The following is a 13,246-nucleotide window of genomic DNA, read 5'->3' as shown; positions in this document are numbered from 1 at the left end:
TCAATTGCAGGCCACGACCTTGATCGCCAGCCCGCCCTGGGAGGTTTCGCGGTATTTGGCGTTCATGTCTTTGCCGGTTTCGTACATGGTTTCGATCACCTTATCCAGACAAACTCGCGGTTCGCTGGTGCGGCGCATCGCCATGCGTGCGGCGTTGACCGCCTTGACGGCGGAAATAGCGTTGCGTTCGATGCAGGGCACCTGAACCTGGCCGGCAAGCGGATCGCAGGTCAGCCCCAAATGGTGCTCCATGGCGATCTCCGCCGCGATGCACACCTGCGCCGGGCTGCCGCCCAGCAGCTCGGTCAACCCGGCCGCCGCCATCGAACAGGCTACGCCCACTTCCCCCTGACAGCCCACTTCGGCGCCGGAGATCGAGGCGTTCATTTTGTACAGCGCGCCAATCACCCCAGACGCCAGGAAGTAGCGGGTGTAGGAGTTGGCGTTGACCGGTCGGATGAACTTGTCGTAGTAAGCCAGCACCGCAGGGATGATGCCGCAGGCGCCGTTGGTCGGCGCGGTGACCACGCGGCCACCGGCGGCGTTCTCTTCGTTGACCGCCAGCGCGAACATGTTGATCCAATCGACCACGTTCATCGGATCGATATTGTTCTTGTCGCCGGTCACCAGAATGCGGCGCAGCGCGGCGGCGCGGCGTGGCACTTTCATCGGGCCGGGCAGCAAGCCTTCGGTGTTAATGCCGCGCTCGATACCGGCGCTCATCACCTGCCAGACGTCGGCGAAGTGCGCGTCGATATCCGCTTTGCTGCGCAGCGCCAGCTCGTTCTGCATCACCAGGCCGGACAACGACAGCCCGGTGTCTTTGCAATGCTGCTGCAGATCGTGCGCCGATTTGAACGGGTAGGGCACCGGCGTGGCGCCCTCGGCGGATTGGCCGAAGTGCTCTTCGTCGACGATGAAACCGCCACCGATCGAGTAATAGGTTTTGCTGTGAAGCAGGCGTTCACCGGCGAAGGCGCGGATGCGCATGCCGTTTTCGTGCAGCGGCAGGTTGTCGCTGTGGAAGTTCATGCCGCCGTGCAGCGGAAAATCCACCTCGTGGTGGCCGTTGGCCAGCGGCAGGCGGCCGCGCTGTTCGACGTCGCGGATAAAGCCCGGGATGCTGTCGATGTCCACGTCGTGCGGCAGGTTGCCGGCCAGGCCCATGATGATGGCGATATCGGTGTGGTGGCCTTTACCGGTCAACGACAGCGAACCGTACACGTCGACCACCACGCGGGTGGTGTCCTGCAGCTGCTGGTGGGCGATCAGATCGTCGACGAACTGTTTGCCGGCTTTCATCGGGCCAACGGTGTGGGAGCTGGATGGGCCGATGCCAATTTTGAAAATATCGAAAACGCTGACCATGGTCTCGCCTCCTTCTTCAGGTTTCAGGCGGTGAATACGGGAAATGGGGGAGTGCGGGAGGGCCGGCGCACAGCGGCGCCGGCCGGACGTGATTAGCCGATCAGGCTGAACACGATAGCAGAGATGGCGATCAGACCCATCACAACCACGAACACGTTGCTGATGTGGCCGCTGTACTTGCGCATGGCAGGCACTTTACGGATGGCATACATCGGCATCAGGAACAGCAGCATGGCGATGATTGGGCCACCCAGGGTTTCGATCATGCCCAGGATGCTTGGGTTCAGGGTGGCGACAATCCAGGTGGTCACCAGCATGAAGATAGCGGTCATGCGGTTCAGTTTGGCGGTGCTGACGGTTTTGCCGCGGCTCTTCATCGACTTGGCAACCAGGCCGTTGAAGCCTTCACGGGCGCCCAGGTAGTGGCCCAGGAACGATTTGGTGATGGCGACGAAGGCGATAACCGGCGCGATGTACGCGATCATCGGGTTGTTAAAGTGGTTAGCCAGGTAAGACAGAATCGAGATGTTCTGCGCTTTGGCTTCCGCCAGGTTTTCCGGCGTCAGGCTCAGCACGCAGCTGAACACGAAGAACATCACGGTCAGCACCATCATGATGTGTGCATAAGCCAGAATGCGGGAGCATTTCTTCTCGGCGTCTGCGCCGTACTCCTCGCGTTTGGCGACGGCGAAGGCGGAGATGATCGGCGAGTGGTTGAAGGAGAACACCATTACCGGGATCGCCAGCCACAGGGTCATGATCAGGCCGTGGCCCATGCCGGTACCGCTGCCGGACAGCGACACGTTTTCGAAGATGGCGCCGGTCCAGTTAGGGATCAGATAGACGGCCAGCAGCATCAGCACCGCGACGAACGGGAAGACCAGGATGCTCATGGTTTTCACGATGGCCTGCTCGCCGAAGCGCACGATGGTCATCAGGCCGACGATCAGGATCAGCGACAGGATGGCGCGCGGTGGCGACGTCATGCCCAACTGGTGGGTGATGAAGCTGTCGACGGTGTTGGTGATCGCCACGCTGTAAACCAGCAGAATCGGGTAGATGGCGAAGAAGTACAGCAGGGTAATCAGTTTACCGGCGGTGATGCCGAAGTGCTCTTCTACCACGGCGGTGATGTCTTCACCGGGATTTTTGCCGGACAGAACGAAACGGCACAGGCCGCGGTGGGCAAAGAAGGTCATCGGGAAAGCGATGATGGCCATGATGATCAGAGGAATCAAACCGCCGATGCCGGCGTTGATGGGCAAGAACAGGACGCCTGCGCCGATGGCGGTGCCGTACAGGCCCAACATCCACATGGTATCCGTTTTACGCCAGGTACTGCTGGAGCCCGAGGCCGCAGAGGCAATTGTGCCGGTCTGTGTAGTGTCCATAAATATCTCCGAAGTGAACACGAATTTAAAATTAAAAGGCAAAACTTAAGGTTAAACCGTCAAACGTCCTATTCAGGCAACGCTTGCGGTAAGAATCAGGTGTTGCTTGCGGGGATGTTTTGGCGTCCCCCTGGTTGTTTATTGTGTTCATTACCAAGGCACAGCGCCGGGTAATTCACTAAAGACTTTCCACCGTCACGGGTGATAAAAGTCGTTACCGCTGCCGACAGGTCTTTGCCTGTCGATTTTTGTTGGCGGCAAGATAACGATTTACAGTAGAAACAACCGTGATCCTGCTCTCAAATGCGCAATATGTGCAGTTATCCGCTTTTTTATCGATTTTTCGCGCATTTGTTGCACATTTGTGTAAGATTTTGTGCTGAGAACGCTCTCATAAAACTTTCTGCGATTATGCGGGTTGTACAATAATCAGCCGGATAAAGCGCTGTGCTCAGCAGCAAGCCGAGCAATATATTTTATGCGTGGTTTTGGATCTAGCGAAAAACCCGGATTAAGCAGTTTTAGTGACGTAGATCACATTGTGTTTTTAAGTAAAATTCAATTTATCTATTTGTTTTTAATGATTTTTAATTAAAAATCACCGCTAATAACGAAGGGAAATTACTTACGTGGTTAGCGGATAAAAATGCGTAACCATTCATCATATAAATAACAGATAACTAACAGGTATTGGCGAGATTTGCTGCAATCGCTTAAAACGCCGTTTATTTAAACATCCCGGCCTTTGGCGCGATTTATCATATAAAAGCCATAAATAGTCGTTAATTCACGCAGCCGACAGCGTGTTTTGCCTACGAGAAAATAATCACTGGAGTAACCTGTTGCATTTTATTAACCTGATGTTGCGTGCGGATAAGCGAAAAACGCGAATCGATTGCGCATTATTTGTTCATTTTAGAGCAAGGAAAGAGGGGGATTGCAGGGGTGCGCCGCCGGTTTCGACGGCGCAGAAGGCGGATTAATAGCGGGTAGCGATGGCGTTGTCGTTGAAGAACGCCATGAAGTCGGCGTCCGGTTGGCGGTCGCTGATCACCCGATCGAACTGCGTCAGGGGGCCGATACAGGCCGGTTTGGTTTTGCCGAACTTACTGTGGTCTGCCACCAGGATCTTTTGCTGCGCCATCGCCATGGCGCGATGCTTCATCTCCAGCTCGTCAAAGTTGAAGCAGGTGGCGCCGTGCTGCAGGCTGAGGCCGGCGGCGGAGATAAAGGCGATGTTCGGGCAGATGTGATCGAGCTCGTTACGGCCGCTGACGCTGGAAAAGATGTAGTTGTTCGGCTTGAACTCACCGCCGCACAGGATCACTTTGCAGTTCGGTTTGTCCTGCAGCGCCAGGAAGGTGTTCAGCGAATGACAGACGGCGGTGAAGGTCAGCTCGTCGGCGATGGCATCGATGATCGCGGGGGTGGTGGTGCCGCAGTCGAAAAACACCGTATCGTTTTCATTGATCAGCGGTGCTGCCAGCAGGCCGATGCGCCGTTTCTCCGTCACCTGCTTGGCTTTTTGATCGGAAACGAAGTAGTTGGTCACGCCGTTGCTGCGCGGATCGGTCACCACATAGCCGCCGAGCAGTACCACCGCCGCCGGTTCGGCGCTCAGATCGCGGCGAATGGTCATCTCCGAGACCCCCAGCAGCACGGCGGCTTCTTTCAGGTGGATCTTGTCAGCGCGTTTTAACGCCTGAACTAGCCGGTTGATACGTTCTTCGCGCCGCGTTTCCATAGGTCCGTCTTCCCACAGGTAGTAGAGGTAAAGGGCGTGCCGGCGTGTCCGGCGCTAAACACAACAATGCGGGGCAATATCGGGCCGCCTTGGCCGCCCGTATTGTCCCGCATCGGAGTGTATTGGCTGTGCCCGTCAGGGCATGCCGACGATCAGTAGCTGCCTGCCGCCGGCTGAGCGCCGGACACGATGGCGACGCCGGAGCTGGTGCCGATACGCGTGGCGCCGGCGTTGATCATCTTCTCGGCGGTGGCGCGATCGCGCACGGCGCCGGAAGCTTTCACGCCCATCTCGCTGCCCACGGTCTCGCGCATCAGTTTGACGTGCTCTTCCCGAGCGCCGCCGGTGCTGAAGCCGGTGGAAGTTTTCACGAAGGCCACATCGAGTTCGCGACACATTTCACAAACCTGGACGATCTGCGCATCGCTGAGCAGGCAGGTTTCCAATATTACCTTCAACGGGATCGCCGCGCAAACCTCGCGCACGGCGGCGATGTCGGCTTTCACCTCGTCCAGCAGGCCGCTTTTCAACCAACCGACGTTGATCACCATATCGATCTCTTGCGCGCCGGCGGCGATCGCCGCTTTGGCTTCAAAGGCTTTGGCAACGGTCAGGCCGGCGCCCAGCGGGAAACCGATCACCGAGCAGACTTTCACGGTGCTTTCCTGCAGCAGTTGGGCTGCCAGCGGCACGTAGCCGGAGTTGACGCACACCGCATAGAAGTTGTGCTGCTGCGCTTCTTCGCACAGCTTGGCGATCTGCAGTTCGGTGGCGTCCATCGCCAGCAGGGTGTGGTCAACGTAGCTGGCGTAATCGATGGTTTCGGTGGTCATCGCGATTCCTTAGTGAGGTTAAGACAGTAAGCGGGATGGGTAATGTGAAAATAATAACATTCAGATGCCGATAAACCTAGCGATGTTTAAAAAATGTCGGCCAGATCGTCGCTATCAGGCTGTTATAGGTATAACTTAAAGGCGTTTTATTTGTTATTTAAATAACATTTCAGGGCTCGCGGCCTGCGCGGGCGAAACGTCGAGGGAAAAAAGATGAAGATCAACATCGATCTGGCTCCTGAAGCTTTCGGGGCGCATCGGCAGGAACTGTTCCGCAATGCGGATTTCGCGGTGAGCACGCATCGCTGCACAGAACGCGGGCCGATGCTGACGTTGGCAAATCACCGTGGCGCACTGACGGTTTTGCCGTATCAGGGCCTCACGATCTGGGACGCTGAGTTTGACGGTTATTCGCTGAAGTCGGGCCGGCGCAGCGTAAAGGGCGCCGGAAGAAAGCGCGCCGACGACGCCGCATTCTGCCCCGCCTGGCCGCATCAGGACGGTGAGCCGCTGCAGATGCAACGCGTGTGGATCCAGCTGGCGGGCGATGAGCTGACATTGCACGGCGAGGGGGAGCGGGCGGGTGGGCGTTGGCGCATCGGCCCGGCGCTGCGTCTGGCGGCGCAGAGCGCGCAGTTCGCCATTGAGATGACGGTCACCAACCTGGCTGAGCGGCCGCAGCCGCTGCGCTATGTGTGTCATCTCAACTACGACTGCATTCCCGATGCGGTATTCCGTCAGAACCTGCCGACGCCGGCGCTGTTGGGGGATGCGCTCGGGCAGGAACTGCTGTGCTCCGACGATCTGTCGCGCTATGTGGATCAGGCCGAGTTCTTTATGCTGGCGCCGCAAGGCCGGCGCTATGTGACGCGCTTCGCCACCGGGCAATTCAACTATGGCCTGCGGCGCATCGCCGTTCAGGGCAACCGGCGGTTGCTGGCTTTTATCCAGCCGGCGAACTGTCGCCCGAATGCGCCGGAGGAAGAGGCAGGAATGATGCTGGGGGCGGGAAAAACGCGGGCGTTTTGCGTGACCACCGGCGTGGTCTGAAATAACGGGGCGGTAACGCCCCGGTCATGTTGTGCAGTTACTCTTTCACCCAGCCACGGCGAATGGCGAAGGCGAACAGGAAACGATACAGGCGCGACAGCTTGTCGGCGATGACATCGCCGAACAGATTCCACACCAGCTGGGCGAACAGGCAGCCGACCAGGCCGAGCAGGAAACCGCCGACCATATCCAGCGGCCAGTGCACGCCGAGGTAAACGCGTGACCAGGCGATACCGATGGCGACGATCATCAGCAGCACGCCGGACCAGACCCGGTGCCAGAACAGGAACGCCAGCGCAAAGGTAAAGATGGCGGTGCCGTGATCGCTCGGGAACGAGCTGTCCGGCGCATGTGCCAGGAAGGTATAGCCGACGCCGGCGACGAACGGGCGCTCATGCGGCAGCAGCGCGCCGATGGTGGCGGCGGCGAGCATGGCGAACAGCAGCGCGATAGTGGTTTTCGCTACCACCTGGCGCTGCGAAACCAGCTGGCTTTGCGGCCCCCACAGCCACAGGCCGACGATCAGCAGCGGCACGATGATGATCAGATCGCGTGCCAAAAAGGTGGCGAAATCGATCATCCATTCGGGAGACGCCGGGGTCGCATTGATCCAGGCGAAAAGAAAATGGTTTAACTGTTCCATAACCGTTACCTCGTTTTGCGGCGCCAATAGCCGCTAACCGTCCAATAAATAGCCAACTGGCTTAACCAAACCCACCAACCTGCCCACAGGTTATGGGTAAGAAAATGTGCGCCGCGCATGATCTGGCCAAAGCCCATCAGCATGCCGAGCGCAATGCCGCCCCACCAGCACCACCAGGCCAAGCGCGGACGCTGCGGATAAAACAGGAAAAACAACGCCATGATCGCGAAACCGCTTGAGGCGTGCCCGCCGGGGAAGCAGCGGCCGGGGCCTGGCAGCGCCGGTACCGTGCCGAACAGCGGGAAAGACATCGCCTTGCCGCCATACTCGATCAGATCCCACGGGCAGGAGTGCGCACTGGTGGCCTTGAGAATGCCCACCACCAATGGGCCGATACCGATCAACAACATGGCCACGATCAGGCGTGCGCTGCGGCGATAGATACCCCAAAACAGCGTCAGCACCGCCCCGACGATCACTATTTGCTTCAGCAGGCGGTGGTTGATCAGGTCCAGCCAATAATTGTTTTGCCACGGGAAATGCCCGCTGGCGGCATCGTACCAAGCGTTACTGATCGCCCAGTCCAGCTGTTCGTTGCGGGAGAGCCACAGGAACACCAACCCGCTGATCAGCAGGCCAAAAACTTGCCAACGGTAAAAGGATGCCGGCAGGGAGTAAAGGGCGGTTGTCTTAATTTGCGGTGTCGTTGAGGATTGATTTAATGATGATTCTGGATTCACGCGCAGGCTCGGTGACAGGATTGAATAACGCCACTGTAATAATTCTGTCTTAAGAAAACCTTAGTCCCCCGGTAAGAAAACCCTATCCGAGGCCACCGCCTTCGGCTAAGGTGATCGTTTGCTTTTTTTCGGGATGAGAGTGTGGTGATGCAGAATAAAGCGCGTGTCTTACTGTTGGCAGCCGCCGGTGCGGCCTTTTCTCCGCTGAGCTTTGGCCAACCTGCGGCGGCCGGGCCGATCGTGGTACAGGGCGCCATGCCGGTGGAGGCGGAACGTTTCGCCCAGCGGTTGGAAAACCCGCGTGAGGAGCAGGTTGGCGGCTGGCGCTTTTGGCACGGTACCGTAGACGGCTACCCGGTGGTGGTGTCGGAGACGCTGAAGGGCATGTCCAACGCCGCGGCGGCCACGGCGATCGCCGCCACGCAGTTTCACCCGGTGGCGATCATTAATCAGGGCACCGCCGGCGGCCATGACCCGGCACTGAAAGTATATGACATCGTGCTGGGCAAATATTCGGTCAATCTCGGGGCGTTCAAAACACCGGCCAAGGCGTTGGGGGAAGGCAGCGACTCGCGTCAGTGGCAGCCGATGGATCTGTTGGCTTCCAAGGGCAGCGCCGGCGAGGACCAAAAGGCGCACAGCCTGCGCCAGTTTCCCGCCGACCCCAAACTGCTGGCGATTGCGCAAAGCGTTAAGAGCGATTACCGACAGGGCAAGGTAGTGGAAGGGGTGATCGGCTCGGCCGACGTATGGAACAGCGAGCTGGATCGCATTCGCTATTTCCACGACAGCTACCGGACGTCGGTCGAAGAGATGGAGACCGCCTCCGCCGCGCAGATCGCCGCCGAGTTCAAGGTGCCGTTCGTCGGCATTCGCGTGTTGTCCAACAACATCACCAATCAGGGCAAGTACGATCCGCAAACCGGGCTGGCATGCCAGGATTATGTCTATCAGGTGGTGAAGGCCTATGTTGCCAACCTGAAGAAACACTGAGTTATTACTCCGGCTAATCGGCGATATTAGGCGATTGTCACTATTCATCGCCTATTGTAAAGAAGATTAAACCTGTAGCGAGCTTGGCTGTAGTGTATTAGTTTATAGGCGGATTATTTGACAACGTGTAGGGATAAAACATGAACAAGGCATCCGTTGTATTTTCTGGCCTGCTGATGGCCGTTTCCGCCGGCGCAATGGCGGCGACCTCTGGCGATGACGCGGACATGAGCAAACAGCCGCTGGAAAAGATCGCGCCTTACCCGAAAGCCGAGAAGGGCATGAACCGCCAGGTGATCTACCTGCCGAAGCAAGAGCACGAAGAGAACTACAAGGTGGAGCTGCTGATCGGCAAGACGCTGGAAGTGGACTGCAACCGCCACATGATTGGCGGCACGCTGGAGACCAAAACCCTTTCCGGCTGGGGCTATGACTATCTGGTGTTGGAGAAGCTGTCCGATCCGGCCTCCACGCTGATGGGCTGCCCGGACAACACCAAGACCAAGCAATTCATCGCCGCCAACCTGGGTGATGCTGCGATGCAGCGCTACAACAGCCGCCTGCCGATCGTGGTGTACGCGCCGAAAGACGCGGAAGTGAAATACCGCATCTGGAAAGCCGAAGATACCGTAAGTCAGGCTGAGCAGAAGTAACCGCTGCCTGACGCCGCTCCGCTGGCCATTCCTGGTTGGCGGAGCCTTTCTCCTTCCTGTCTCCTTATCATTCCCGCATCTTTGACACTCGACTGATTGCTTTCGGACGTGGCTTTTAGCCGCAACATGGCAACGAAATACGCTCTTCACATGGGCACAGGAAGCACGCAGCTGCATGGATGGGAGAGGATGCGCGCGTATAGAAATAGAGCAAAGAAATCTTTACTGAATTGTGATAATTTTGCCCATACCCTATTTAGGCGTGACACAGAAGATAAGGATATCCAATGCGTTATCGTTCGCTAACGCTCGACGAGACCCGTAACAGCCGCACACCTGGCGAGTTGCTTGATGATGGTGCGCCTGTGCCGACCACGGAACCTTACGAGTGGGCAGGCACCGCATGAAACTGATTCATTTCTCCTCTGAACACACGGCGCCGGAAAGCTTTTCCAGGATACTTAACCCAACAGCAGCGCGGTATGAGCTGGAACGGCATTATCTGTTCGGCGGCGCAGCCGGCATATCGATAAGCAGCCGGTATCCGATTACCCGCAATGCTCAATCCGGGATTGGCGTCACCGGTTATCGTGAGGACGTGGCTATGAAGCGCAGCGTGCTCGATGAGATCAACCGGGGCGGCTTGCTGGCGATTGATAAGGGAATGGGCGCCTGGTCACCGACAAAATACGCTTTTTACGTCGATGCGGAAGGCCGATTGCAGCGCTATCCCGGCAGCTCTCTTCCCGCCTTTTATCCTACCGGGCGCGTGATAGCCCGCTATGAAGAAATGGTCAGCCGCTATGGTCACCGGGCAAAACCGACGGTGCTGCCGCCGAGGCAGAATACGACCCGCAATCCCCCTCTGCAGCAAGCCATCGCGACCGCAGTGGCAACCGTTGCCACCACGGTGCAGGCTATCCGTCCGATGACCAAGGCAGAACGCTGGCAAGAACGCCAGTATCTGATAGGGCGAGGCAACCGCAGCATTTATCCGGATGCGCGCATGGCGGCACAGCGCCTGGCAGAGAACAACGTTGCGGTCGAAAAGGCGAAGCTGGCTGAGAATGTTTACAAGACCACTAACCCACTCAAGGACACGATAGACATCCCTGAAGGCTGGAAGGACATCAGTAACAACGATGGAGCGCTGGGCCGGCTTGGTTTGAGCAGTAACATGCTTTATGACAAACCAATGAATCCTGACTTTTTAGCCCGAGTTTATCAGCCAGACGAAAGTGTCTTTGGCAAGGCGATGAACCCGACGGTGGTATTCCGCGGATCGCGGGCACCAGAATTCCCGGAGGGAATAAGCCGCGCAACCCAAAAAGCCTTAATAAGGGGTGACTTATCAGGCATTAAAAATCTCAGTGACTGGAAAAACAACGGTGCTCAGGGAATAGGGCTTAATTCTGAATACTACAAAAAAGCGGTTGGTATTGGCGATAAAATTTCAAAGGTATCCAATATCGACGTTGCGGGTCACTCATTAGGCGGTGGCATGGCGTCTGCTGCCTCCATGGCCAGCGGCAAGCCAGCTTGGACGTTTAATGCCGCTGGATTGCATGCGGGAACCGTCGAAAAATACGGCGGCTCTATAATAGGAAGCGTCGATAATATTCAGGCGTATCGCGTGAAAGGGGAGCTGTTGACCAAGCTGCAGGAGGTTGATTTGTGGGAGGATGCCAAAGACCTCAAATTTTATCCGCCGGCGGTGATGGCGAAAGAACGGTTGTCCATGTTGGCGCCTGACGCCGTGGGAGTAAAACACACGCTTTCCGGTGGAACAGGCTCACTGCTGGATAAGCACGGTATAGACCAGGCGATACAATGCATTGAAAATGAAAAAGACGATGACATTGCCACAATCAAGGGAAGAATATGAAAAAACTTATTCTCATTATCACGATGGTAGTGTCTACGCTCATCATGCAGGGGTGCGAAAAAGGTATGGATTTACAACCGCAGGATTATTTTGACGGTCAGCAATTGGACATTGCCAAAGCCATTTATGATGGTGATAGGCCGCAGTTGGATAAACAGTTATCATCAGTAAACAAAGAGATCTTAAATCGTCCAGCTAAGGAAGAAATGACCTTATTGTTCTGGGCAATAAACAATGCCATCTATGATAAAACCACACCTGAAAGGCTGAAAATTATCACTGATTTGGTAAAAGCCGGCGCAGATCCTTTACAGCCTCAACCCAACACGCCAGGTAGCCCAGCTGAATTTGTTATGAAAGCGGATAAAGGCATCTGGATACAGGCTATGTTAGAGGGCGGACTTTCTCCAAATGCTAGGGATAAGGTTCATAATCAACCCATTATATTTAATAGCATCTTTGCAAAAAACACAGAAACATTAGAGGTCATGTTGGAGCATGGTGCTGATATAAATATAAGAAATTCACTGGGTGATACGCTGCTCATCGATGCTTTAGACTATCACTCCTATGACCACGTCATTCTTTTATTAGAAAAAGGCGCCGATAGCGATATAAGAGGCAACTCGGGTTGGACGATGGGTAATCAACTACAACGGCTGATTAATAGGAGTCCGGACGGCAGTGAGGCGAAAGAGTCTCTTGAGCGCATCAAAGACGAGCTAATTAAGCGTGGTGGGAAATGGCCACCTCTCCCTGTCAGTAAATAAGCCGTTCTCAGTATCCCAAGGGTGTAGAGGGATACTGATACGGTAATAAAGCAAAGTTGGGCCGTGGTTATGTTAAAAATGGAGATGGCATGAGGCACAGCACTCTTATCATTATCATGTTGCTGTCGATGCTCATGATGCAGGGATGCGAACAAGGTAGGGATCTACAACCGCAGGATTATTTTGAAGGGACGCAGCTGGACATCGCCAACATCATCTACGAGGGTGACAGGCAAAAGCTGGATAAGGTTTTACCGACGGTCAGCAAAGAAACGTTAAATCGGCCGGCCAAGGCGGAGATGACGTTGCTATTTTGGGCGATAAACAACGCAATCTTTGACAAGAACACGCCAGAGCGGCTCAAGATCATTACGGATTTGGTCAAGGCGGGGGCAGATCCACTTCAGCCAAGAGCTGAGGGGGGGAGTAGCCCGGCTGAATTTGTTATGAAGGCGAATAAAGGTGTATGGATACAAGCTATGTTAGAGGGCGGGCTCTCTCCAAATGCCAGAGATAAGGTTCATAATCAACCCATTATATTTGAAAGTTTTGATGCGGCGAACACCGAAACATTAAAGATGTTAATTGCATACCAAGTTGATGTTGACATCAAAGGCGCTATGAACCGAATGCCATTAATTAATGCCCTGTATAACAGTTGCCCAGAACACATTGAGGTTCTTTTGGCTCATGGCGCTAATCCATTAGCCAAAGATGACTTTAATGACAGCTTCCTCTCGCTGATTTCTGCGGAAATAGCCAAAGGGGATAAGAGCAATGCGTATATAAAAAAGCTAATTAAAATTAAAGAAAAAATAAAACAGGTGGATTAGTTCGCCTCGACTCTCATGGGGGACAATGCTGGCACTTCCCCCAGTGCACTACCATGACGTGATGGCATACAGGAAGATGATAGGATGAGCCACCAAAGAGCACCCAGTCGACGGCGACGAGAGTGCTGTTGTTAAGTACCGTTTTTGACGCCGTCTCTTTGAACAGTGGCGAACCCACAAGCAGCGTTTCTATGTTGAAACCTGCACATTGATAGGGATGCTGGCGTAAGCGACACCCAGAGGCAGGATGCTTTATGCCTGACGACGAGGCAGCGACAGTAGGTATGTGGGCCGTTTCAGGCAACAAAAAACCCGATAATCTTGAACCTAAAAGGCGGGATTA

The 13,246-nt window shown here is 55.5% G+C and carries 12 protein-coding genes; 6 read left to right on the top strand and 6 right to left on the bottom strand.

Going from position 1 to position 13,246, the window contains the following annotated elements; translation table 11 throughout:
- The 4 genes from FUU19_RS06740 to deoC all read right to left on the bottom strand — a co-directional run bounded on the left by FUU19_RS06740 (position 1) and on the right by deoC (position 5,336).
- Positions 1-1,368, bottom strand: coding sequence for an L-serine ammonia-lyase (locus tag FUU19_RS06740; protein ID WP_025302221.1), 1,368 nt, complete (start codon positions 1,366-1,368; stop codon positions 1-3).
- Positions 1,369-1,460: 92 nt separating this feature from the next.
- Positions 1,461-2,759, bottom strand: coding sequence for an HAAAP family serine/threonine permease (locus FUU19_RS06735; protein ID WP_141969849.1), 1,299 nt, complete (start codon positions 2,757-2,759; stop codon positions 1,461-1,463).
- 979 nt (positions 2,760-3,738) lie between these two features.
- Entirely contained in the window at positions 3,739-4,503 is a 765-nt protein-coding gene (gene deoR, locus FUU19_RS06730; RefSeq protein WP_141969847.1) for a DNA-binding transcriptional repressor DeoR, read from the bottom strand.
- 152 nt (positions 4,504-4,655) lie between these two features.
- Positions 4,656-5,336 carry a deoxyribose-phosphate aldolase gene (gene deoC, locus FUU19_RS06725; RefSeq protein ID WP_038881133.1) on the bottom strand — a complete coding sequence of 227 codons (681 nt, stop codon included), beginning with the start codon at positions 5,334-5,336 and terminating at the stop codon, positions 4,656-4,658.
- 213 nt (positions 5,337-5,549) lie between these two features.
- Here deoC and FUU19_RS06720 point away from each other — a divergent pair, with 213 nt between their 5' ends.
- Positions 5,550-6,386 carry an aldose epimerase family protein gene (locus FUU19_RS06720; protein ID WP_197832831.1) on the top strand — a complete coding sequence of 279 codons (837 nt, stop codon included), beginning with the start codon at positions 5,550-5,552 and terminating at the stop codon, positions 6,384-6,386.
- Positions 6,387-6,423: 37 nt separating this feature from the next.
- On the opposite strand, the gene ybjG is transcribed toward FUU19_RS06720, so the two are convergent.
- Positions 6,424-7,029, bottom strand: a complete 606-nt coding sequence (gene ybjG, locus FUU19_RS06715) for an undecaprenyl-diphosphate phosphatase (protein WP_197832830.1) — start codon at positions 7,027-7,029, stop codon at positions 6,424-6,426.
- Positions 7,030-7,034: 5 nt separating this feature from the next.
- Positions 7,035-7,769, bottom strand: coding sequence for a phosphatase PAP2 family protein (locus FUU19_RS06710; protein WP_230490268.1), 735 nt, complete (start codon positions 7,767-7,769; stop codon positions 7,035-7,037).
- A 147-nt stretch (positions 7,770-7,916) separates the two neighbouring features.
- On the opposite strand from FUU19_RS06710, the gene FUU19_RS06705 reads away from it, so the two are divergent.
- The 5 genes from FUU19_RS06705 to FUU19_RS06685 all read left to right on the top strand — a co-directional run bounded on the left by FUU19_RS06705 (position 7,917) and on the right by FUU19_RS06685 (position 12,903).
- Positions 7,917-8,762 carry a 5'-methylthioadenosine/S-adenosylhomocysteine nucleosidase gene (locus FUU19_RS06705; RefSeq protein WP_202669981.1) on the top strand — a complete coding sequence of 282 codons (846 nt, stop codon included), beginning with the start codon at positions 7,917-7,919 and terminating at the stop codon, positions 8,760-8,762.
- Between the two features lie 140 nt (positions 8,763-8,902).
- Positions 8,903-9,415, top strand: a complete 513-nt coding sequence (gene eco, locus FUU19_RS06700) for a serine protease inhibitor ecotin (RefSeq protein WP_230490269.1) — start codon at positions 8,903-8,905, stop codon at positions 9,413-9,415.
- Positions 9,416-9,818: 403 nt separating this feature from the next.
- On the top strand, positions 9,819-11,300 hold the full coding sequence (locus FUU19_RS06695) for a Tle-like phospholipase domain-containing protein (protein ID WP_230490270.1): 1,482 nt from the start codon (positions 9,819-9,821) through the stop codon (positions 11,298-11,300).
- Entirely contained in the window at positions 11,297-12,070 is a 774-nt protein-coding gene (locus tag FUU19_RS06690; protein ID WP_230490271.1) for an ankyrin repeat domain-containing protein, read from the top strand. Before FUU19_RS06695 ends, FUU19_RS06690 begins: the two co-directional genes overlap by 4 nt.
- Positions 12,071-12,159: 89 nt before the next feature.
- Positions 12,160-12,903 (top strand): ankyrin repeat domain-containing protein, encoded by a 744-nt coding sequence (locus FUU19_RS06685; RefSeq protein ID WP_230490272.1) that lies wholly within the window; start codon positions 12,160-12,162, stop codon positions 12,901-12,903.
- Positions 12,904-13,246: the final 343 nt, after the last annotated feature.

Origin of the sequence: Serratia montpellierensis, from assembly GCF_020858655.1 — a bacterium.
GTDB lineage: Bacteria > Pseudomonadota > Gammaproteobacteria > Enterobacterales > Enterobacteriaceae > Serratia > Serratia montpellierensis.
Note: the sequence above shows the minus strand (reverse complement) of the source record. Positions and strands in the feature narration are given on the sequence as shown.

What these genes read in the sequence shown, in the direction of transcription:
- FUU19_RS06740 (WP_025302221.1), bottom strand. Translation starts at nt 1,368, where the DNA reads ATGGTCAGCGTTTTCGATATTTTCAAAATTGGCATCGGCCCATCCAGC.
- FUU19_RS06735 (WP_141969849.1), bottom strand. Translation starts at nt 2,759, where the DNA reads ATGGACACTACACAGACCGGCACAATTGCCTCTGCGGCCTCGGGCTCC.
- deoR (WP_141969847.1), bottom strand. Translation starts at nt 4,503, where the DNA reads ATGGAAACGCGGCGCGAAGAACGTATCAACCGGCTAGTTCAGGCGTTA.
- deoC (WP_038881133.1), bottom strand. Translation starts at nt 5,336, where the DNA reads ATGACCACCGAAACCATCGATTACGCCAGCTACGTTGACCACACCCTG.
- FUU19_RS06720 (WP_197832831.1), top strand. Translation starts at nt 5,550, where the DNA reads ATGAAGATCAACATCGATCTGGCTCCTGAAGCTTTCGGGGCGCATCGG.
- ybjG (WP_197832830.1), bottom strand. Translation starts at nt 7,029, where the DNA reads ATGGAACAGTTAAACCATTTTCTTTTCGCCTGGATCAATGCGACCCCG.
- FUU19_RS06705 (WP_202669981.1), top strand. Translation starts at nt 7,917, where the DNA reads ATGCAGAATAAAGCGCGTGTCTTACTGTTGGCAGCCGCCGGTGCGGCC.
- eco (WP_230490269.1), top strand. Translation starts at nt 8,903, where the DNA reads ATGAACAAGGCATCCGTTGTATTTTCTGGCCTGCTGATGGCCGTTTCC.
- FUU19_RS06695 (WP_230490270.1), top strand. Translation starts at nt 9,819, where the DNA reads ATGAAACTGATTCATTTCTCCTCTGAACACACGGCGCCGGAAAGCTTT.
- FUU19_RS06690 (WP_230490271.1), top strand. Translation starts at nt 11,297, where the DNA reads ATGAAAAAACTTATTCTCATTATCACGATGGTAGTGTCTACGCTCATC.
- FUU19_RS06685 (WP_230490272.1), top strand. Translation starts at nt 12,160, where the DNA reads ATGAGGCACAGCACTCTTATCATTATCATGTTGCTGTCGATGCTCATG.